Annotated in this window: 13 protein-coding genes and 1 pseudogene; 7 read left to right on the top strand and 7 right to left on the bottom strand. The window is 70.8% G+C overall.

Annotated elements, in window-relative coordinates:
- Window positions 1-5 precede the first annotated feature (5 nt).
- The 3 genes from I1A62_RS37640 to I1A62_RS37630 all read right to left on the bottom strand — a co-directional run bounded on the left by I1A62_RS37640 (window position 6) and on the right by I1A62_RS37630 (window position 6,837).
- A complete protein-coding gene (locus tag I1A62_RS37640) occupies window positions 6-1,502 on the bottom strand; it encodes a dynamin family protein (RefSeq protein WP_206006097.1) in 1,497 nt (498 codons plus the stop codon).
- A complete protein-coding gene (locus tag I1A62_RS37635) occupies window positions 1,499-3,343 on the bottom strand; it encodes a dynamin family protein (RefSeq protein ID WP_219457366.1) in 1,845 nt (614 codons plus the stop codon). The genes I1A62_RS37640 and I1A62_RS37635 overlap by 4 nt, the downstream gene beginning before the upstream one ends.
- Window positions 3,344-3,513: 170 nt before the next feature.
- Window positions 3,514-6,837 (bottom strand): IniB N-terminal domain-containing protein, encoded by a 3,324-nt coding sequence (locus tag I1A62_RS37630; protein WP_219457365.1) that lies wholly within the window; start codon window positions 6,835-6,837, stop codon window positions 3,514-3,516.
- Between the two features lie 357 nt (window positions 6,838-7,194).
- On the opposite strand from I1A62_RS37630, the gene I1A62_RS37625 reads away from it, so the two are divergent.
- From I1A62_RS37625 to I1A62_RS37595, 7 genes and pseudogenes are all read left to right on the top strand, one after another.
- Window positions 7,195-9,015, top strand: a complete 1,821-nt coding sequence (locus tag I1A62_RS37625; protein ID WP_219457363.1) for an Hsp70 family protein — start codon at window positions 7,195-7,197, stop codon at window positions 9,013-9,015.
- 7 nt (window positions 9,016-9,022) lie between these two features.
- Window positions 9,023-10,978, top strand: coding sequence for a LuxR C-terminal-related transcriptional regulator (locus I1A62_RS37620; RefSeq protein WP_219457361.1), 1,956 nt, complete (start codon window positions 9,023-9,025; stop codon window positions 10,976-10,978).
- 67 nt (window positions 10,979-11,045) lie between these two features.
- On the top strand, window positions 11,046-11,462 hold the full coding sequence (locus I1A62_RS37615; RefSeq protein WP_257890641.1) for a hypothetical protein: 417 nt from the start codon (window positions 11,046-11,048) through the stop codon (window positions 11,460-11,462).
- A 22-nt stretch (window positions 11,463-11,484) separates the two neighbouring features.
- Window positions 11,485-12,528, top strand: a complete 1,044-nt coding sequence (locus I1A62_RS37610) for an IS3 family transposase (protein ID WP_257890617.1) — start codon at window positions 11,485-11,487, stop codon at window positions 12,526-12,528.
- 126 nt (window positions 12,529-12,654) lie between these two features.
- Window positions 12,655-13,817: pseudogene (locus tag I1A62_RS37605) on the top strand (hypothetical protein).
- A 112-nt stretch (window positions 13,818-13,929) separates the two neighbouring features.
- Window positions 13,930-15,249, top strand: a complete 1,320-nt coding sequence (locus tag I1A62_RS37600) for a S1 family peptidase (RefSeq protein WP_219457359.1) — start codon at window positions 13,930-13,932, stop codon at window positions 15,247-15,249.
- Window positions 15,250-15,507: 258 nt separating this feature from the next.
- Complete coding sequence (locus tag I1A62_RS37595) at window positions 15,508-16,818, top strand: S1 family peptidase (protein WP_219457357.1); 1,311 nt, start codon at window positions 15,508-15,510, stop codon at window positions 16,816-16,818.
- A 161-nt stretch (window positions 16,819-16,979) separates the two neighbouring features.
- Here the strand turns inward: I1A62_RS37595 and I1A62_RS37590 are convergent, their stop codons facing one another.
- The 4 genes from I1A62_RS37590 to I1A62_RS37575 form a co-directional block, all read right to left on the bottom strand.
- Window positions 16,980-17,681: a hypothetical protein gene (locus tag I1A62_RS37590; RefSeq protein WP_219457356.1), complete on the bottom strand. Its 702-nt coding sequence runs from the start codon at window positions 17,679-17,681 to the stop codon at window positions 16,980-16,982.
- On the bottom strand, window positions 17,678-18,388 hold the full coding sequence (locus I1A62_RS37585) for a hypothetical protein (protein WP_257890638.1): 711 nt from the start codon (window positions 18,386-18,388) through the stop codon (window positions 17,678-17,680). Before I1A62_RS37585 ends, I1A62_RS37590 begins: the two co-directional genes overlap by 4 nt.
- 372 nt (window positions 18,389-18,760) lie before the next feature.
- Complete coding sequence (locus I1A62_RS37580; RefSeq protein WP_219457352.1) at window positions 18,761-19,435, bottom strand: ammonium transporter; 675 nt, start codon at window positions 19,433-19,435, stop codon at window positions 18,761-18,763.
- A gap of 294 nt (window positions 19,436-19,729) precedes the next feature.
- Complete coding sequence (locus I1A62_RS37575; protein ID WP_219457350.1) at window positions 19,730-20,176, bottom strand: hypothetical protein; 447 nt, start codon at window positions 20,174-20,176, stop codon at window positions 19,730-19,732.
- Window positions 20,177-20,265: the final 89 nt, after the last annotated feature.

Below are 20,265 nucleotides of genomic sequence, written 5' to 3'. Positions count from 1 at the left end.
CCGAACTACAGACGCACGGTGTTCAGTTCCTCCAGAACACCTTCCGCGCTGCGGGCCGCGACGGTGCAGGCCCTTGCCGTGAACTGGTCGAGCAACGGGTGCCGTGCGCGTTCGCGCCACTTCCGCACCGCGGCGAGCGCCCGCATCCGCTGCAACTCCACGGAGTCGTCGCCGTCGGTGCCCAGTCGTTCCGGGATCTGGATTCCGAAACCGCCGATCAGGCGCTGCAGTTCGGCCACGTCGTCGGCGGGCAGTCCCACCTCCGTGGACCGCAGCCGCCCGAGCAGCCGCAGTTCCTGGAAACCGTGCACATCGGACAGCAGTCGTTCGGCCGACATCAGGATCTCGCCCGCCCCCGGCACCGGATGCGCCGTGAGGACCCGCTTGAGTGCCACGAGCGCCGAGTGGGTCTTCAACTGATCGGCCCGCTGCCCGAACTGGATGTCGATCACCTGACGCAGTTCGTCGAGCCCGCTGCGTTCCACCAGTTCGGCCGCCAGCGTCGGCGAGTCCTTGGTGCCCAGCCGGATCAGGGTGACGGCCATCCGGATCCCGAAGAGCCCGAAGCGGTCTGCCAGCTGGGCCCGCATCCGGGCGTCCACGGGAAGCGGGCTGTCCTCCCGGGCGAACCGGTCGGCCGAGAGCATCGCCAGGTTCAGATCGTCCACCGGCACCTCGGCGAGATGCTGGAACGCCGTGAACTCGGCCTGGCGCATCGTGCGGGCCCCCAGCGCCAGCAGACCCGCGACGGGGACGACAGCCTGGCACAGCCCGGTGCGCTCGAGTTCGCCGGCGAACCGGGACGCCACCTCCTTCGCCGACATCATGGCGTCCAGGCGTCCGGCCCCCACCTCGTCGGCCCGGGACACGACCCCGACCACACCGAGCGGTCCCGATTCGTCTCCGACGTGGTCGCCGATCTGACCGAGGAACTGGACGTCGGTCGCGTTGAGCGTGCGCAGCAGGTAGACCACGGCGTCGGCGCCGGACGCCTCGTTGTCCGGGGTGAGCATCTCGAGCGTGCGGGCCGAGACGTCCCGGGACAGCGAGGACGTGCCCGGGGTGTCGATGATCGTCGTGTGCGCCAGCGCGGACGACGGCCACTCCACATCGAGGCGGTCCACCTGGTCTGCGGTGAGGTGACCGAGGTCGAACGTGAGATGTCCGTCCCGGCGCAGCACCGGGACGTTCGCCGAACGCTGGCCGCCGGTGCCCGGGTCCGGCTGGTACCAGGCCGTCACGGTGGGCGTCGACCCGCTCCGGTACCAGGTGACGACGCGGGTGCACTCGGTGGCGTCGGTGGGGGCGATGTCCTGCCCCACCAGGGAATTGAGCAGCGTGGACTTGCCCGCCTTCAGCGAACCCGCCAGCGCCACCCGCAGTGGTTGTTCCAGTCGCCGGGCGCATTCGGTCAGCTGATCCCGGATCTCGGGCCTGCCCGCGTACAACTGCCGGGCGGAGGCGATGAGCGCCCGGGCTTCGTGGAGCGGAGCGGCGGTCATGCCGTGACCGCTCCCGCGTCGCCTGCGACGAGTTGCGCGGCCTGCTGCTTCAGCTCGGAAGCGACGTGCAGATCCTTCTCGAGCTGCGCTATGCGACGGGTCCGCTCGGTGGACTCGAGGTTCGCCGCCTCCTGCGCGGCCCGCAGCGACTCGTTGATCGACCGCAGCGCCTGCTCGGCGATCGCGGTGAAATGGTCACGCAGCAACCGCTGGATCGACCGGAGCCGATCCTTCGACTCCTTGCCCACCTGGAAGCTTGCGTCGTCCGCGAACCGGCGGATCGCGGTCTTCGCCTCCGCCCGCCGCTTCAGGATCCGGCTCTCCCGGTCTTCCCGGTACGCCTTGGTGCCCAGCAGGACTCCCGCGCCGATCGAAATCGGATTCACCAGGGCCATCCCCATCATGGTGGTGATCAGACCGAACATGAGGACGCCACCGTAGGAGCCGCGCATCCCGACGAGGACCTTCTGGGTGATCCCGATACGCCCAGCCTCGAGGTCGGCGAGCGAGGCCACCGGCTCGAGTACCCCGTCGACGTTCGCGACGTCCAGGTGCGGGAGTTCGACGGACCCCGTCTCGGCGAAGTGCTGCGCCACCACCTCGGCCAGCCACAGCGCGCGGTCGTGGGCCCACACGAAGTTGTCGCCGATCGCGGTGGCGAACTCCTGCTCGAGCCACTGCCCCAGCGCGTCCCAGTCCTTGCCGGGGTCGCCCTCGTCGACGGTCTCCTCCGCCTCCCGGGTGACGCGGCGCAACCGGTCCCGCAGGTCGTGGTCGATGTCCGCGGCCAGGTCGGCGATGCCGTCGCCGAGCGTCTGCTGCCACAGCGACGTCTTCTTGTGCAGTTCCTCGGCGGCGGCCTTCGCCTTCTGCAGTTCCGCGACCGCGGCGACACCCTTCGCCGGATCACGCAGGGCGGCAAGCTCACTGCCGATCCCCAGGGTCAGATGCTCAGCAGCCGACGACACGTCCAGCGACACGGCCCGGCGGGTGTTCGCCTCCGCACGCGCCACCACCCGGTCGCGCAGAAATGCGTACAGCTCGACGAAACCGGATTCGGTGTTGAGTCCCTCGTCCTGCAGTCGCAGCGCGTGCGAACGCAGCACCGAGGAGATCGGGATCAGGGGAACATCGAGACCGGCGCGCGCGAGGTGCCCGCGATCGGCCTCGACGATCTCGCGCCAGTGCGGGTACAGGTCGGTCTTGCTGATCAGGCAGGCCACCGACGGGCACAGGCTCGTGACCTGGCGGATGAAACCGAGTTCCGGCTCGGTGAATTCCTGGCTGGCGTCGGAGAGGACGAACACGGCGTCCGACGCCGGAATCAGACCGAGCGTGCTCGCGGCGTGCGGGTTGCCCGCGCCGCCCACCCCGGGGGTGTCGACGAGGACCAGTCCGTCGGCGAGCAGCGGACTCGGGACGTTGACCTCCACCCGCAGCACCTCCCGGCCCCCGGCGCGGGGCGAGGCCGGGGTGATGCCGTTCAGCTCGTCGAGCGGCAGCGGCACCCGGATCGGGTCGGCTCCCGGGTCGGCGAGGACCAGTTCCGCCGACGCGGTCTCCGCGTTCTGCACGACGGTGGGGATCGCGGTGGTCTCGTCGTCGCCCACCGAACACACGGTGAGGTTGAGAAGCGAGTTCACGAACTGGCTCTTGCCCTGCTTCAGCGGCCCGACCACCACGATCCGCATCCGCGGATCCTGCACCCGGCTGCGGGCCGAATCCAGGCGCTGCGCCAGATCGCCGCGACCGAACCGCTTCGCCACGTCCAGGGCCTGCTCGAGCAGGGCCGTCATCGGCTGCGATCGGGCTGGACTCTTCTCGGCGGCTGCACTGTCCATGAGCTTCGTTGACCCGCAATTCTTCCGACCTCGTGCGGGCACCTGTTCGGTGCCCCGACACCCGACTGTGTAAATCAGCCCCGCACGCATAACGCGTCCGGGGCTGATTTCGTTACATCGTACGGCGGTCCCGGCCGCCCCGTCTGGGGGATGCCGGAACCGCCGTTTCATCACGGCTCGAGGTGATCGACCACGCCCGTGACGTCGTGCGAGAGGTCCACCGAGGAGTCGGTGTCGCCGAACAGCGAACCGTCGGTGTCGGCGTGCAGGCCCGAGTCGGCGCCGAACGCGTTGTCCGCGTCGATCGACGACCAGGTGTCGGCCCCGGTGTCGACGGCACCGCCCAGGGTCGATCCCAGGCCGCCGGCGATCGAACCGGTGGTGTCGGCGACTGCGCCGCCGACCGCCCCGAGGTCCGCGGAACCGTCCGCACCGGCGTCCGCGCCGGCATCCGCGCCGGCAGATGCGCCACCCGTGACCGATCCACCCGCGGACGCTGCGCCGTCGAGGGCGCCGCCGACCGAGGTGCCGAGCGATCCGAGACCGCCCACGCCACCGGACAGTCCGGCGCCGAGGTCGGCGGCCGCGTCGGTGGTGGCGTCGAGGCCACCGGTCAGGCCGGCGGTGGCGTCGACGGCGCTGTCCACGCTGCCTTCGAGTCCGCCTGCCACGTCGCCGCCGATTCCGGCAGCGGCGTCCACGGTGCCGCCGAGGCTTCCGCCGACGTTCGCGGCCGTGTCCAGAGCGCCACCGACCGTGCCACCCAGGTTCGCGGCCGTGTCCAGAGCGCCACCGAGGTTCGCGTCCAGGCTCGCACCGGCGTCGGCGACCGCGCCGACCGAGGCGCCTGCCTCGCCGACCGCGTCCACGGCACCGCCGACGCTGCCGGTCAGTGCCGAGCCGAGGCCCGCACCGGTGTCGAAGATTCCGCCGAGACCACCGGTGAGGCCGCTGGTCAGACCGGCGCCCAGGCCACCGGCCGTGTCCAGTCCGCCGACCAGGTTGGTTCCGAGGCTGCCGCCCAGGTCCGCTCCGGCGTCGGCAACCGCGCCGACACCCGCCGCGACACCGGCACCGATGCCGGCCGCAGCGTCCGCGCCGCCCGCCACACCGCCGCCGACGGCGCCGCCCACGTTGCCCGTGACGTCAGTGCCCACGTCGAGCAGACCGCCCAGCGCGCCGTCGATGCCGCTCGTCAGGCCACCCGCGAGACCGGTGCCCGCGTCGAGCGCACCGTCCAGGGCGCCGCCCACACCGGCTGCCGCGTCGAGTCCGAGGTCGGCGTCCAGAGCGGAGTCGAGATCGAGCCCGCCACCGGCCTCCAGTGCCGTCTCCAGTGCGGAACCGAGGGTCGCGCTGAGGTCGCCGTCCGCGCCGAGGACGCCGCCGAGAGCGGTGCCCAGCGTGCTGCCGATGCTTCCCTCCGCGCCGAGGACGCTGTCGAGGTCGAGGGCGCCGCCGGTCTCGAGCGCACCGCCGAGCACACCGCCGAGGGCCGCGCCGAGATCGGCGCCCGCGGCGCCACCGGCACCGAACGCGCCGCCGAGCAGACCACCCAGATCGGTCGCCCCGCCGAGGTCGACTCCGCCGTCCGCGCCGAGCACCGCGTCGAGCGCCGCACCCAGGCCTGCGGTGGCGTCACCGTCGACTCCGAGCACTCCACCCAGCGCGCTGCTGATCGTGGTTCCCAGATCGGCACCGGTGTCGAGGACACCGCCCAGCCCGAGGCCGCTCTCCAGCGCGCCGCCCAGGACCGTTCCCAGGTTCGCGCCTGCGTCGCCGCCCAGACCGAGGGCACCGCTCAGCGCCGTGGTCAGTTCCGACGTCAGTTCGCCGCCGAGGCCGAGGTCGCCGCCGAGGCCGAGGTCCAGTCCGCCGTCCAGCAGGCCGCCCAGGTCGATGCCCGTCACGCCGCCGGCACCGAGCGCGGCGTCGAGGGTGCTGCCCAGTTGGGCGGCCAGGCCACCGTCCAGGCCGAGGGCGCCGCCGAGGACCGTGCCGAGTGCGGCGTCCAGTCCCAGTCCGCTGCCGAGCGCACCGGAGAGTGCGCCGCCGAGTCCGCCGTCCAGATCGAGGGCGCCGCCGAGCAGACCGCCCAGGGCTCCACCGAGGTCACCGCTGACGTCGCCGCCGGCGCCGAGGACGCCGCCGAGGATGCCGCTCAGCGCGCCACCGAGGCCGCCGTCGGCACCGAGCACGGCACCGAGGTCGAGTCCGCCGCCGGCACCGAGCACCGCGTCCAGTGCGGTGCCCAGACCGGCCGTGAGGTCGCCGCCGACTCCGAGTTCACCGCCGAGCAGCCCGCTCAGGGCACCGCCGAGGCTGCCGCCCGCACCGAGGATCGCGTCGAGGTCCAGTCCGCCGCCCAGGTCGGCGATCGAACCGAGCGTCGCGCCGAGGGCGCCACCGAGGTCTGCACCGAGGTCACCGCCCGCACCGAGGACACCGCCGAGCGCGCCACCGAGGACCGCGCCGAGGTCGGTGCCGAGGACTCCGCCGAGCGAACCGGCGACGTCGCCGAGCAGGTCACCGCCGAGCAGGCCTTCGAGGGTCGCGCCCAATCCGCCGCCCGCGCCGATCGCCGCGTCGAGGGCGCCGCCCAGCGTGCCACCGAGACCGGCGTCCACACCGAGCACGCTGCCGAGGGTCGTTCCGAGCACGCCACCGAGGTCGAGGCCGGCACCGACTCCGGTGAGGATGTCGCCGTCCACGCTGCCACCGAGGTCGACGACGCTTGCGAGGGCGGCACCGAGAGCCGCACCCAGCTCGGCGCCCAGGTCGCCGCCGATCGACAGGGCCGGCGCGAGGATCCCGGTGAGACCACCGGCGACGTTGACCACCGGCAGGGCCGTGATCGCCGCGGTGAGGGTGGTGGCGAGCTGCGCGGTCAGGTCGGCGCCCAGTCCGAGCGCTCCTCCGAGGGCTCCGCTGATCGTGGCGCCGAGGTCGAGTGCGCTGCCGAGGTCGACGCCACCGGTGAGAGACAGTGCCGCGTCGAGGGCCGCACCGAGCGCGGCACCGAGCTGTGCACCGATCTCGCCGCCGATCTCCAGTGCGGCACCGAGCGCGGCGCTCAGGCCGGCCGCCAGTTCCGCGGCGAAGTCGAAGTCGCCGCCCAGGCCGGCACCCAGACCGAGGCCCGCGCCGGCACCGAGACCGACCGCACCGCCGAGGCCGCCGCCGAGGCCGCCGCCGAGACCGAGGCCGGCGCCCAGGCCGCCACCGAGTCCGCCGCCGACACCTGCGCCGAGACCGCCTGCGACGTCACCGGCGACGCCGGCACCGGCGTTGACGATCGCCGCCAGATCGGCTCCACTGCCCGCGAACAGTCCCGACTCCGCGACCAGGGGAGCGACGGAGACGATGTCCGCGTGGCTCACACCCTGCAGGCCGGCAGCGCACAGCGCGTCGGTCGGGTTGGCGCAGTAGGCCGCCGCAGCCTGCTCGTCGCGAAGAAGGCCGAGGATGAAGTCGAGGACGGCGTTGGTAGCCATGGCAATCTCTCCTGTGGTCGAGGTTCGGGGAGTTCGGGTGGCCACCACAACTGCTGTGACGGCGAGTGAAATACACGTTATGGATCGGCGGCCCCCTTCCCAACGGGGCGGCGCCCCCTACTCACCGGCCCCCGTATCGGGGATCTCCCATCGGGGGTCGGGCCCCCGCCGTTAGGGGTAGGGGGGCATTAGGGGATCGGCCCCGCAACTGCCGTCGACCTGCGCATCGGCGTAACGAAACGGCCGCCGCACGCGACAATTCGAGTGACCACGACGGCCCCGGCCGTCACATACGACGGCGGCACCGTCCGTCTGACACAGGCGGCGTGACGCCCGCCCGGACCACAGGAGTGGAACATGGCTGCAGCGCTCGGCATCGGTGTCGGATCGGTCAACACGGTGGCCGCCGTCGACACGGACGGGGCGAGCGTGACGGATGCCGCCGACCTCACCGTCCTGTCCCGCGCAAGCGTTCTGCACCTCTCCCCCGACCGCGCACCCCTCCTCGGCGGTGCCGGCGGCGAACCGGACGCCGTGACGGTGTCCGACTTCGCGAACCGCGTGGGCGACCCGGTCGGGATCCTCACCGACGACGGCTCGACCTACTCCGGCGAAGACCTCGTAGCCACCGCCGTCAGCTGCATCGTCCACGAGGCGGCGTCGGGCAGGCACGGTCTCCCGGCCACCGTCGTCGCCCACCCGACCGTCTGGCCGCCGTACACCGTCGGGGTGCTCGCCGACGCGCTCGAGGAGGCGGGCGTCGCGGACGCCACCCTTGTGTCGGAGGCGCAGGCGGTGATGACGTGGCTCGAACGGACCCGCGGCACCCTCGGCGACGCGCTGACCGTCATCTACGACCTCGGCGGCACCTCACTCGACATCACCCTGTTCCGTTCGGACGCACACGGCACGGAGACCGGCGTCCTCGGCAAGCCGGTGCGGTCCGAGGACTTCGGCGGCGCCCACTTCGACCACGCCACCATGCAGTACGTCCTCGGCAACGTCGCCGAGGAGTTCGGCGACATCGACCCGTTCGCCCCCGACACCGTCGCCGCGCTGACCCGCCTACGGACCCGGTGCACCGCGGCGAAGGAGGCACTGTCCTCCGACACCGAGGCCACCATCGGCATCGAACTGCCCGGCATCTCAACCGACGTGCGCCTCGTCCGCTCGGAACTCGAAGACCTCATCCGCGAACCCCTGCAGGACTCGGTGACCCTGGTCCGCGAGAGCATCCACGCCGCCGGTCTCGAATCCAGCGACGTCACCCAGGTGGTGCTGACCGGTGGCAGCGCCGCCATCCCGCTCGTCGCCGAACTCCTGTCCGCGGAGCTGCGGGTTCCCGTCGTCGCAGCCGAACGTCCGGGCCACACCGCCGCCCTGGGTGCGGCGCTGCTCGCCGCCGACCGGGATGCGGGACGCGCCGCCGCCCCGACCGTCGCGCGGATGCCGGTCGTCGTTCCCACCGCCGCGCCCGCGTCGGCAGCGCCCGCCGCCGCCCCGGCTGTCGAGTCGGACGCCGACACCGTCGTCCTCGCCGCCCGGCCGCCCGCACCGAGACCCGTCGAGCCCGCCCCCACCGGGATGTCGCGCAAGAAGAAGGCCGGGATCATCTCCGCGTCCGTCGCCGCCATCGCCCTGCTCGCCGCGGGCGGGCTGTCGCTCGGCACGGCCTTCGACGTCGCACCGGCGTCCAGTTCGGGTGCGACCACCTCGCAGTCGTCGGGCACATCGGCGGGTGCGGCCGCCACGTCCGGTGTTCCGGCGGAGGCCGCCGCGACCGGGGCCGTCGTACCCGGCACCGAGGCCGCGGGTGTCGCCGCCGCGACCGGGGTTCCCGGCACCGCGGCCGGTGTCGCGACTCCGGTCGCCGCACCCGGAACCGTCCCACCCGGCACCGTCGCACCTGCCGCGGCCCCACCGGTTGCCGCGGCGCCCGGCACCGCCCCGGCCCCCGCCGCGGCGGCGCCCGCGCCGGCACCGGCTGCTCCCGCACCGGCACCTGCGCCCGCTCCGGCACCGAGCGTTCCGTCCGACGGCGGCGCCGCGATCGCCAACACCATCGTCGGTGGTGCCGGCGCGGTCGGCGACACGGTCACCGGGGTGGGCGACACGGTCGGCGGCGTCGTCGGCGGAGTCACCGGCCTGGTGCCCGGCGTCCTCGGCAACGGCGGATAGAGCGCCGGTGTCCTCGCTGCCCTCACCGCTTCCTCCCACCGAACTCGCGGACCTCGACGGCCCGCAACTCTCCGCTCTCGCACTGGTTCTGCTCGGCAGCGACCTCGACGAGACCGTGGTCGCCCGGGTCCTCGACGTCGAACCCGACCGTGCCCGCGCGGCCGTCGACGCGCTCCGTTCGGACGGCTGGGTCGACGAACGGGACACGCTGGTTCTCGATCGCACGCATCTCACGACGACGCTCGGCGAGAACCGACTGCACACGCTGGCGCGCCGCCTGCTCGCCCATCACGTCGACGGCGGAACGCTGACGCTTCCCGTCGCCCGCGCGGTGGCCGCGACCGGCACACCCAGCGACGAGCTGAGCCAATTCCTCTGCGCCCAAGCCGAACTCGCCGAACCTGCCGTAGCCGTCGCGCTGTACGCCGAAGCCGGCCGGGTCGGCAGGCTCCGCGACGGCGCCGTCGTCGCGCATGCCGAGGCGAGCGCCCTGAACGGCGACCTCGACACCGCCGTCGGTCTGGCCGATTCCGTCCTCGAAAGATCCGCGACCGTCGACGGCCCGGAACTCGCTGCGGCCGTGCGTATTTCGGCAGCGGGCGCCGCGTTCTGCGGGATGATCGACCGCAGCGCCGAACTGTATGCCTGGCTCGGTGCGGACCGGGCGGGTGCCGACGCCTCCGTCGCCGCTTCCGTCCTCGTGGTGGCGGGCCGGCTCGACGACGCCGAAGCCGTCCTCGCGACGAGCGCGGGCGCACCCCCCACCGCCGCCACCGCAGGCGCGGCCCTCGTCGCGACCGGACTCGTGCAGTCCGTGACCGCGTCCGCGAATGCGGCACTCAACTCGCTGACCCGCGCCCTGTCGCTGCCCGGCCGCGCGTCGCGGCACCGGATGCTGCCCGACTCCCCCGCCGCGATCACCGCCCTCGCCGCACTCCACTGCGGCGAACTCGCCCACGCGGACGCCGTCCTCACCCGCGCCCGGGACGCCGAGCGCCCCGGCAGTGTCACCGCGAACCGGCACCAACTGCTCACCGCGTGGACGTCGATGGTCCGCGGCGACCTCACGTCCGCGCAGTCCCGGCTCGACGGTCTCGACGCCGCGACGATGCACCAGCGCGATCTGCTGTTCGTCCACGGCCTGCGGGTCGGGCTGGCGCGGCGCACCGGCGACAACGCGGCACTGCTCCAGGCCTGGGCGGGCGCGCAGGGGGTGCTCGCCGAGTACTCGGTGGACCTGCTGAGCCTGCTGCCGCTCGGCGAACTGTGGCTCACCGCGATCCGCGTCGGCGAACCCGGGCGGATCACCCACCTCGTCGAGGACGCCCAGTCGTTGCTGCGGACCCTCGGCGAACCGGCGATGTGGGGATCGGCCCTGCACTGGTACGGCGTGCAGGCCTCGATCCTCGCCGAATGCCCCGCCGATCTGATGCCCCACGCCCGCGCCCTCGGCGAGGCCGCCAAGGTCAGCCCGTACGCGTCCGGGCTCGCCACCGCCGGTCGCGCCTGGCTGCGCGTCCTGCAGGGCGACATCGACGCCGCCTCCGTCGAGGACGCCGCCCGCACCCTCGACCGGATCGGCCTGCCGTGGGACGGCGCGCGCCTCGCCGGCGAGGCCGCGCTGCGCGCCTCCGATACCAGGGTGGCGACCACCCTGCTGCAGGTCGCGCGGGCCCTGCGCCAGCCGACGTCCCCCGGCAACGGCGCCGACTCCGCGGTCGTGCCGAGCCCGAGCACGCCGGGGTCGCTCACCGACCGCGAGGCGGAAGTCGCCGACCTGCTCGTCCAGGGGCTGACGTACCGGGAGATCGGGTCGCGCCTCTACATCTCCGCGAAGACGATCGAGCATCACGTGGCCCGGATCCGGCGGCGGCTGGGCGCCGGGTCGCGGTCGGAACTGTTGTCGATGCTGCGTGCGATGGGCCACGGGACTGCGGCTTCGCCACCCGTGAGTACTTCTTAACCGCCGGCGCTGGCTGTCAGCATGGTCGTGAGACACCTGGCAGTCAGCGTGGGGAGCGGAGTTCCCTGTGACCGACATCGACAGCTTTCCGATCGGGCGTGGTCCGACGGGTAGGCGTTCGTTTCCGATCGCGTTCCGGATCGAGGTGCTGCGCCGGTGGGACGAGTGCACCGAGCACGGCGCCAAGACGCGCCTGCTGCGTGAGTTGAACCTGAGCAAGAACCACGTCACTGCGTGGCTTCGCGCGCGGGAGAGCGGACAATACACGCAGGCGATGGTCGCCGCGGCAGAGAAGTCGAGGAATTGGATGGACAGTCGGGATCGGGCCGAGCTGGCGCGGCTGCGCCGGGAGAACACACGGCTCAAGGCCCAGGTGGAACAGGCGGAGACCGCCCAGGAGATCCTGGGAAAAGCGTTCGAGCTCTCTTGCAGGGGATCACCAAGCGCTCGAACGAGGACCCATCTGCGATCCCACCGGCGTTGATGAGCGCGAACGAGTACGCGCAGTGGCTCGAGCGAGAGAAGCTGTCCTGATCGACACCGTCGGGGTGTTGGTCCGGGACGCGGCGATGCCGGTCACCGCGGCGTGCGCCCTGCTCGGTGTGCCGCGGTCGAGTTACTACCGGCGCACCCGCGGTTACCGGCACTACGTTCCGGTCACCGAGCCGGTCCCGCACGTTCAGCGGCGGCAGCCCGCCGCGTTGTCCGACGACGAGCGCGCCCGGATCGTCGAGTTGATCCTGGCCGAGGAGAACACGGATCTGTCTGTGGTGCAGGTGTATTGGCGTTCTTTCGACGCCGGGTTCGTCGCGTGTTCGGAGTCGACGTTCTACCGGGTGGCGCGTGCGCAGAACTTGACCGGGGACCGTCGCCGCACCCGGCGGGCCACGGCCGCGGCCCGCCGGGCACCGGTCGCCCGGGCCGGTCGGGCCGGGCAGTTGTGGTCGTGGGACATCACGATGTTGCACGGTCCCCGCAAGCAGGACAGGTATCTGCTGTACCTGGTGATGGACGTGTTCTCGCGGTTCCCGGTGGCCTGGCGGATCGAGTACGCCGAGGTTCCCGAGTTGGCGGTGCAGATGTTCGCCGAGGCGTTCGAGGCGTTCGGGGTGCCCGAGGTGGTGCATGCCGACAATGGTCCGTCGATGCGCTCACATGCCCTGATCGCCGCCCTCGACGAGGCGGGCGCGTGCCGGACCTACTCACGACCGAGGGTCAGCGATGACAACCCGTTCTCCGAGTCGCTGTTCAAGACCATCAAGTACGACTTGTCGTGCCCGCTTCGGTTCGACGACATCGACCACGCGCGGCGATGGACCGAGACGTTCATGACCCGCTACGCGCTCGAACACCGGCACAGTGCCCTGGGCCGGCACACCCCCGCATCGGTGTTCCTCGGCCTCGACACCGAGGAACACCGCCGCCGACAGCACCGGCTGGACCAGATCTGGGCCGAACACCCCGAACGGTTCCGCGGCCGACCCCTGGCACCACACCCGCCACAACCGACAGGCATCAACATCAACCAGAACCTGTCTCAGACAGGTTGACAACTACCGCCGGCGGTTAACAAGTACTCACGGGTGCCGGATGTAACCATTCGACCGCGGGAGGCGACACACTGTGCACATGGTGCGATGATGCACCCCTCTGAACCGTGCCAGTAAGGATCTTCCATGACCACCGGAGTCGGACTCACCGTCGGCGATTCGGTTTCCACGGCGGTGGTGACCGCTTCCGGAACCGACGTGAGGACGATCGAACACCCGTCCGTCCTGTTCACGGCCCCGGACGGCACCGTTCAGCTCGGCGACCCCGGCACGGAGTCGACGGGCGCCGTCCGCGATTTCCTCGCACGCGTCGGCGAGCCCGCGGGCATCGAGTACGCGGGTTCCCTGACCCGCGCCGAGGACCTCGTCGCGACGGCGATGTTCTGCCTGTTCCGGGAGGCGTCGGACGGACTGTCCGGGACGGTGAAGGTCACCGCGACCCATCCGTCGGACTGGGCGCCGGAGATCGTCACGAAGCTGCGTGAATCCCTCGACTACATGGGTCTGGGCGACGCGACCCTCATCCCGGAGTCGGTGGCGCTCGCCGCGTCACCCGAGTCCCCGGCCCACGGCGCGGCCCTGCTGGCGGCCGGGTTGGCGCTGACCGACGAGGACACGAGCGCCGACACGGAGTCGATTCCCGTCGTCGAGGCCCCGCTGCACACCGCGTACTCCGCCGTGACAGCGGTGCCGGCTGCCGCTGCCGCCGCGTCCGCCGACGCGTTTCCGTCGGCCGAGACCGAGGCGTCCACTCCGGCGAGCACGCCGACCGCACCCGCCAAGCGCCCCGACCGTCGGCCGCTGATCATCGCCGGTGTCGCCGCGGCCGCACTGGTGGTGGCCGGTGGGGCGGTCGCGTTCGCGCTCGCCGGCAACGGCAGCACCGCGGTCCCGTCGATCCAGGACGCCCAGACCGCATCGGTGACGACGACGACCGCGCGGCCCACACCGGTCGCGCCCGCGGTGTTCCCGACGGCGAGCACGCAGGAGGTGGCCGTGACGACGGAGGTGGAGGCCCCGATCCCGGTCGCTCCCCGCCCGCCCCGGTGGAGACGACGTCCGTGTTCGTTCCGCCGCCCCCGCCGACGACGACGACCACGACGACGACGACGCCGGTGATCACCCTTCCCTCGATCACCACGGTCCCGCAGACCACCACGACGACGACTGCCGCGACGACCACGACGACGCCGCCGGAGACGACCACCACCACGACGACGAAGGAAGCGCTGGCCGCGACCACCACGACGACTCCGGTGCGGCCCGCGCTGAAAACGCCAGGCCAGTGAGCCTTCGGTCACACCTCCCGGACGGGTCGACCCGTCCGTAGCTTAAGGTGGGGCGCTGATACCCACCCCAGAAGGAATCCTCAGTGAACGGATTCCGTGCAGAAGGGATTTCATGCGTAACGTGCTGGCGCACCGCGCCGCTGTTGTAGGCGCCTCGGCAATGCTTCTTCTCTTTCCGTTTTCCACTGCCGCCCAGGCCGACCCTGTTACGCAGCCCGGCACCACGCAGTTGAGCGCCGACAAGTTGCCGGCCGAACTCGTCGAGGCCATTACCCGCGACCTGAAGATCAGCCCGCAGGAATACCTCGACCGCGCCGCGAAGGCACAGGAGCTGGGTAGTTACGCCGCAGACTTCCGGGAGGAGCATCCCGACGACTTCGCCGGGGCGTGGATCGGCCTCGACGGCAAGCCCGTCGTCGCGGTCACCACGAACGAGGCCGCCGACGCCGCAGCCAAGGCCGGGTACGACACCCGCATTGCGCCGGTGTCCGCGAACGGCCTGGAGAAGACCCTCTCCGACGTGAACGGCTGGATCGCGGGACTGCCGAAGGACGTGGCTTCCCAGGTCAACTCCGCGTCGATCGACGTTCTCGACAACCGCGTCGTCATCGACGTCGTCAACAGCCCCGTCGGCCAGGCGCTGAACCTGCCGACGCTGCTCGCCAACGTCAAGGTGATGCTGAGCCCCGGCGGCGGCGGTCCGGTGGAGCGGGGTCCCCTCGCCGGCGACACGTACATCACCACCGCGGGTGAACTGCCGAAGACGCCGATCTCGGAGATCTCCGTCTGCTCGCTCGGCTTCAACGCCGTCGACGACAGCGGCCAGGCCGTCAACATCAGCGCCGGGCACTGCAACCCCGTCGAGGGCCAGCCGTCGCCGGTGTTCCTCCCCAACCATCAGAACGTCGACGACAGCCAGCAGATCGGCGCGTTCTCGAAGTCGTCGGTGGGTAACCCGGCCGACAAGCTCGACTACTCGGTGATCAAGCTGAACGAGGCGGGCGTCAAGGCCGGCCTGGACCGTCCCGCGGTGCGCGGCGCGAACGGCACCACCCTGGAGATCACCGGCACCGCCCGTCCCGTCGTCGGCGCCCCGATCTGCAAGTCGGGTCAGACGTCGTCGTTCACGTGTGGTGTGGTCGCCGCCGATCACGTCGAGACGCAGTTGTTCGTTGCCGACGGTTCGAGCCGCGTGATCAACGGTTTCGCGGGCACCGCCTGCACTCTCGCGGGTGACAGCGGCGGCGCCATCGTCACCGGCACCCTCGCGCTGGGCATCACCAGTGGTTCCAATGCCGCCGGCGCCCCCAACTGCACGGAGGCGAACCTGGTGCTGGCACCGGAGGGCGGCACGGCCAGCCTCGGCATCCCGGTCGCGGACATCGTCGACACGGTCGGATCCGGGATGCACGTGCGCACCATCTCCGACTAGTTCGCCACCGCTTTCAGCCTGCGCCCGGTGTCCGTTTCGTCACGGACACCGGGCGCAGGTGTGTGTACGGCAGGGTGCCGCGACGGTCCGGTGTCCGCTTTGTCCAGCTGCGTCGCCCGCCGGGAGTGTTACAGGTGGGAATAGACGGGGCGAACCCATATAGTCGACTCCGACTGTGTACGGCCTTACCTGTCAGGGGGGGTCGTATTCGCGTGCGCCCGCGAGGCAACTGCGAACAAACAACATAGAAAGGCCCCCATGCGAAGCTCCATCGCACGTCGTGCCGCCGTGTTCGGCTCCGCCGCGCTGCTGCTCCTCGGTCCGGTCACCGCCTCTGCTCAGGCCGATCCGGTCGAGCCGGGAGTGTCCGGCCAGGCCGCCAAGCTTCCCGCGGAACTGATCGACGCAATTTCGCGTGATCTGTCGCTGAGCCCGGACCAGTACCTGGAGCACTCCGAACTGGGCCAGAAGCTGGCCGAGTTCGCGAAGATCGCCCGCACCCAGTTCCCGGACGCCTTCGCCGGAACGTGGCTCGACAACGCAGGCACCCCGATCGTCGGGCTCGCCGACGGCGCCGACAAGGAGGCCGCGGTCGCCGCGGCCGACAAGGCCGGCTTCCAGGTGAAAGATGTGGCACAGAGCGAGAGCAGCCTGCAGGCGCAGGTGAAGTCGCTCGACGGGTGGCTGGACACCCAGCCGCCCGCCGTCGCCGATCTCGTTCGCGGCGTCGCCATCGACATCGTCAACAACGATCTCGTGCTCCGCGCCGACAACGTGGGCGGTTTGCAGCTTCCGGACTTCCTGAAGGGCGCTCGCGTCGTGCAATCGCCTGCGACGGCCGCTCCGCTGCCCTCCACCGACCTCACCCCCATCGCCGAACCGCTGCCCGCCGACGCCCTGCTGGGCGGCGACGCGTACGGCTCGCTCGGCGGCGGAGTCGGGCTGCGCTGCTCGCTCGGATTCAACGGCACCGACGGCTCGGGCCACCCCGTGAACATCACGGCAGGGCACTGCGACCCCAACCGGGGCGCTGCAGGCACCTCGGAGGCATCGGAGGCGTTCTCCCTGGTCCAGGGTGGCACCGGTCCGCGGATCGGCACGTTCGCCAAGACCAGCCTGGACATTCACGACTACTCGATCATCCGGGCCGACGACGCCGCCGCCCGCCGGTTCGAGAACAACGGCGTCCGGGTTCCCGGTGCGGCGCCGGTCGCGATCACCGGAACCGCCGACCCGGTCGTCGGCGCCCCGGTGTGCAAGTCGGGTCTGACGACCGGCTTCACGTGCGGTCGCGTCACGTCCGTCGCGCAGACCGTCTCGGTCGGTGAGCGCACGCTGGCCGACAGCTTCTCGACGAGCATGTGTGCCCTGCAGGGCGACAGTGGCGGCACGATCGTGACCGGCACGCTGGCCCTCGGCATCTCGAGCGCCTCCAACGTCGGGCAGTACCCGATCTGCCAGGTCGCGGACGTCGTCACGTTCGTCCTCGGCGAGAGTCCCGAGTTGTTCGCGACGCCGATCAACGAGGTGCTGGCGGAGAACCCGGGTCTGCGCGTGCGCACCTCGTAACGCACCCCACCGACGACGACGGCCCGCTTCCCTTCGGGGAGGCGGGCCGTAGTCGTCTGCGACGGATCACGACGAGCTTTGCGTCAGTGCGACATCGGCGACCCCCGCACGGCCGCACACCATTTCGCGCTCCCAGTGGCTACCGTGCGCGCGGAAACCGATCAGGCGGTGGGTTCGGGCGCGGGCGGAACGAACGGGGTGTTGACGGTGACGAGGTACTGGATTCCGAGGATCACCAGCGCGGCGCCGCCGACGAAGATGGTTCCGGCCAGCCCGCCGGCGGCGAATCCCGCCAGCAGTCCGCCGCGGCAGCCGACCGGCGTGCCGACCACGGTCACGGCGAGCAGTCCGCACCCGACCACGAGACCGACGACACCGAAGATCACACCGAAGATCAGGCCGCCGATCAGCGTCGCGTACCCGAGGTAGCTGTTGAAGTCGGCGAGCGCCGAATCGTCGCGCTCCTTCTGGGTGTCGAATCCGTCCTGCGCCACCGACTTCAGCGAAGACGCGACGTCCTCGGGGACGTGCGGGGTGAGCGTCACCGTCCGCCCGTCGAGGTCGGCGTCGATCGGGTAGACAGCGTCGCCGACACGAATCGTGAGAGGCAGTGCCGCCACCACCTTGCCGCTGTCGTCGACCACCTCGATCGCGTCACCGGTGTCGGTGACCCGGAAGGCGCCCGCGTCGATGGACGTGATCACGGACGTGCCCTCGGCGTGGGCCTCGTAGCCGATGTCGGACGATTCCTGCTGTGTTATCGGGGCCGCGTGTGCGGTCCCGGCAGAGATGCCGAGCGCCGCGACGACGAGGACCACGGCTCCGGTGAGGGCCCGCAGATGCCGTGCGAACCGGCCGCTCATGCCGTGGGTTCCGGTGCGACGAACGGGCTGTTGATCGTGTTCAGGTACTGGATGCCCAGGACGACCAGGGCGCCGCCGCCGACCACGATGGTGCCCGCCAGCGCCACGACGGGCGCGACGATCAGCGCACCTCCGATGCACCCTGCCACCGGCCCGGCAAGACCGAGGAACGGAATCACCAGGGCAGCGGTGCCGGGGATGATGCCGATCGCACAGCCGATGGCCCCGCCGATGATGGCGGCGACGATCGCGGTGATCGCACTCGTGATACCGAGTTGCTGCTGGAAGTCGTCGAGCGCGCGGTCGTCGCGTTCCTGTTTGTCCTGCGGTGCCGCGACGTCGTCGAGGGTGATCCGCTCCGACACCGGGACGGAGGTCGCTGCGGACGGATCCATGTTCGGGACGAGTCGCAGGACGCGCGCAGATTCGTCGACCGCGACAGCGAAGGGATGCTGCAGGTCGTCGACCCGGAAGAACGTGGGAATGGACGCGACGACGCGGCCACTGTCGTCGACCACGTCGACGGTGTCGTTCGCGGCGTTGATCGCGAAGGCGCCGGCGTCGAGGGTGGCCACAGCGGCGTCACCGTCACGAGCGGTCTGGTAGTTGATGTTCGGGATGCCCTGTTCCACTGCCGGCTGGGGTGCGGCGGCCGGATCGGCGTATGACGTGGCCGCCCCGACTCCCATCGCCGCGACGACAAGCATGGATGTGGCAGTAAACCGTCGGAGGTTCATCGAGACCCGTTTCAAGAGCAGCGCTGTGACGGACGAAGGTTAGCCTAAGCATTGGCAAACCCGGGACGTCAGCTCCGCCGCTGTGACGAGGTTCACTTTCGGAAAGTCCATACGACGACGAACCGCCCGCCTCCGGAAGGAGACGGGCGGTTCCGTGGTCTTGCAGCCGTGCGGCTAGGTCACCCACGTCGTGGTGTCGCACATCTTTCGGACCGACATCAGAGCAGCTTGGGACCGACAGTCACGATCGTGATCACGTAGCCGAAGATGTCGGCCAGGATTCCGAAGAGTTCCGCCATGAATACTCACACCTCTCTCGGGCGCACGCGCCGCTGAAACTGGCTACTTCGCGCCCTTGTCGTTCTTCGCCCAGACCGTGGTGCCATCGGGCGCCGTCAGAGTCTGCGCAAGCTGAATACCTGCAATGACCAGGGTCGGCCCACCGACGATGACGGTTCCGGCAATTGCCCCGACCGCCGCGAACACCGGGACGGTCGCCAGGGCGACGGGCCCCGCAATCAGGCCGACCAACCCGATCGCGCCACCGACGACGGTGCCGGCCAGTCCACCGACCGCCGAGGCGAGTGCGAGTTGCTGACCGAAATTCGCCTGCGCGCGCGTGTTCTCCTCGACCGAAGCAACATCGCTCAGTGGAAGATCGGTGTCTGCGATCGGCGTCGCCTTCGCGCGATCGACGACGGGAGTCAACGTGAGAGTCTTGCCGTCCTCGCTGACCTTCTCCTCGAAGGGGAACTGCAGATCGTCGAAGCGGTATGCGAGAGGCAGCGAGAGGACGGCGTTTCCGGCGCCATCCTCGAGTGACACCGATTTGCGATCCGACGACACCACGAACGCGCCCGCATCGATCTTCGTGACGACTGCCCGATCCTCCACACGGGTCTCGTATCCGATGTCGGCTCCGGGCTCGGCCGCCGGTTCCGCGACCGCCACCCCGGATCCGGCCGCGAGGGCACCCACCAAAAGTGCCGAAGTCGTAACGAAACGACGCAACTTCATTCCATCCCCTTAAGGTTTCAACCCCATCCGCTGCTAAACAGTAACTTGCTGCTCCGACAGATCCCAATTGAGTTTCGACTCGAGAAAAGGCTCGTCACCAATAGTCGACGAAGGGCTATGGAAGTTCGCATCGGGAACGGCGCCGGGACCGAATTCCAAGAATTGCACCAGTCATTCATGCAGTAATTCCCACCAAAAGCGGGGAACCGGTCGGTTTCTTCGCGGAGGCCGCCCACACACGACCCGGCCCCGCCGTGCGTGACACGACGGGGCCGGGCGACCGAGGCGAGGGCTCTACTCGTCCCTGTCGGCGTAGATCGAGGTCCCCGGGGCGGCGTTGTACGTCTCCCACAACTGGTAGGCGCTGACGCCGAGCGTGGGACCGCCGGCGACGATGGTTCCCACTACCCCACCGATACCCGCTCCCGTGACGAGACCGGGCACACACCCGGCAGGAAGTGTTGCGATACAACCGATTCCGGCTCCAGCAATGGTTCCGACCAGACTGCCGACCGTGACGGCGATGCCCACCTGCGCGCCGAACTGGCCGAACGCCCTGTCGTTCTCCTCTCGGGACGCGACGTCGTGGAACGGCAGCGGGAGTACGGCGGGTGCCGTCATGGTCGGCGCGGGCGCGACGGGGGCGGGCGCCGCCGCCGGCCCCGCGTGGGAAACCCCGGCAGCGAGACCCATGGCGGCGACCGCCATGCCTGCCGTTACTGCAGCTCTTCTCACGATCATTGATGCCTCATTTCAGGACCGACGCGACGAAGTACTGATGTGATCGAAGTGCACTGCACGACCCCCGTTGCGACCGCTGACCAGGGCCG

Source organism: Rhodococcus sp. USK10 (genome assembly GCF_019378875.1).
GTDB lineage: Bacteria > Actinomycetota > Actinomycetes > Mycobacteriales > Mycobacteriaceae > Rhodococcus_F > Rhodococcus_F pseudokoreensis.
This window is presented reverse-complemented; position numbering and strand designations above follow the sequence as displayed.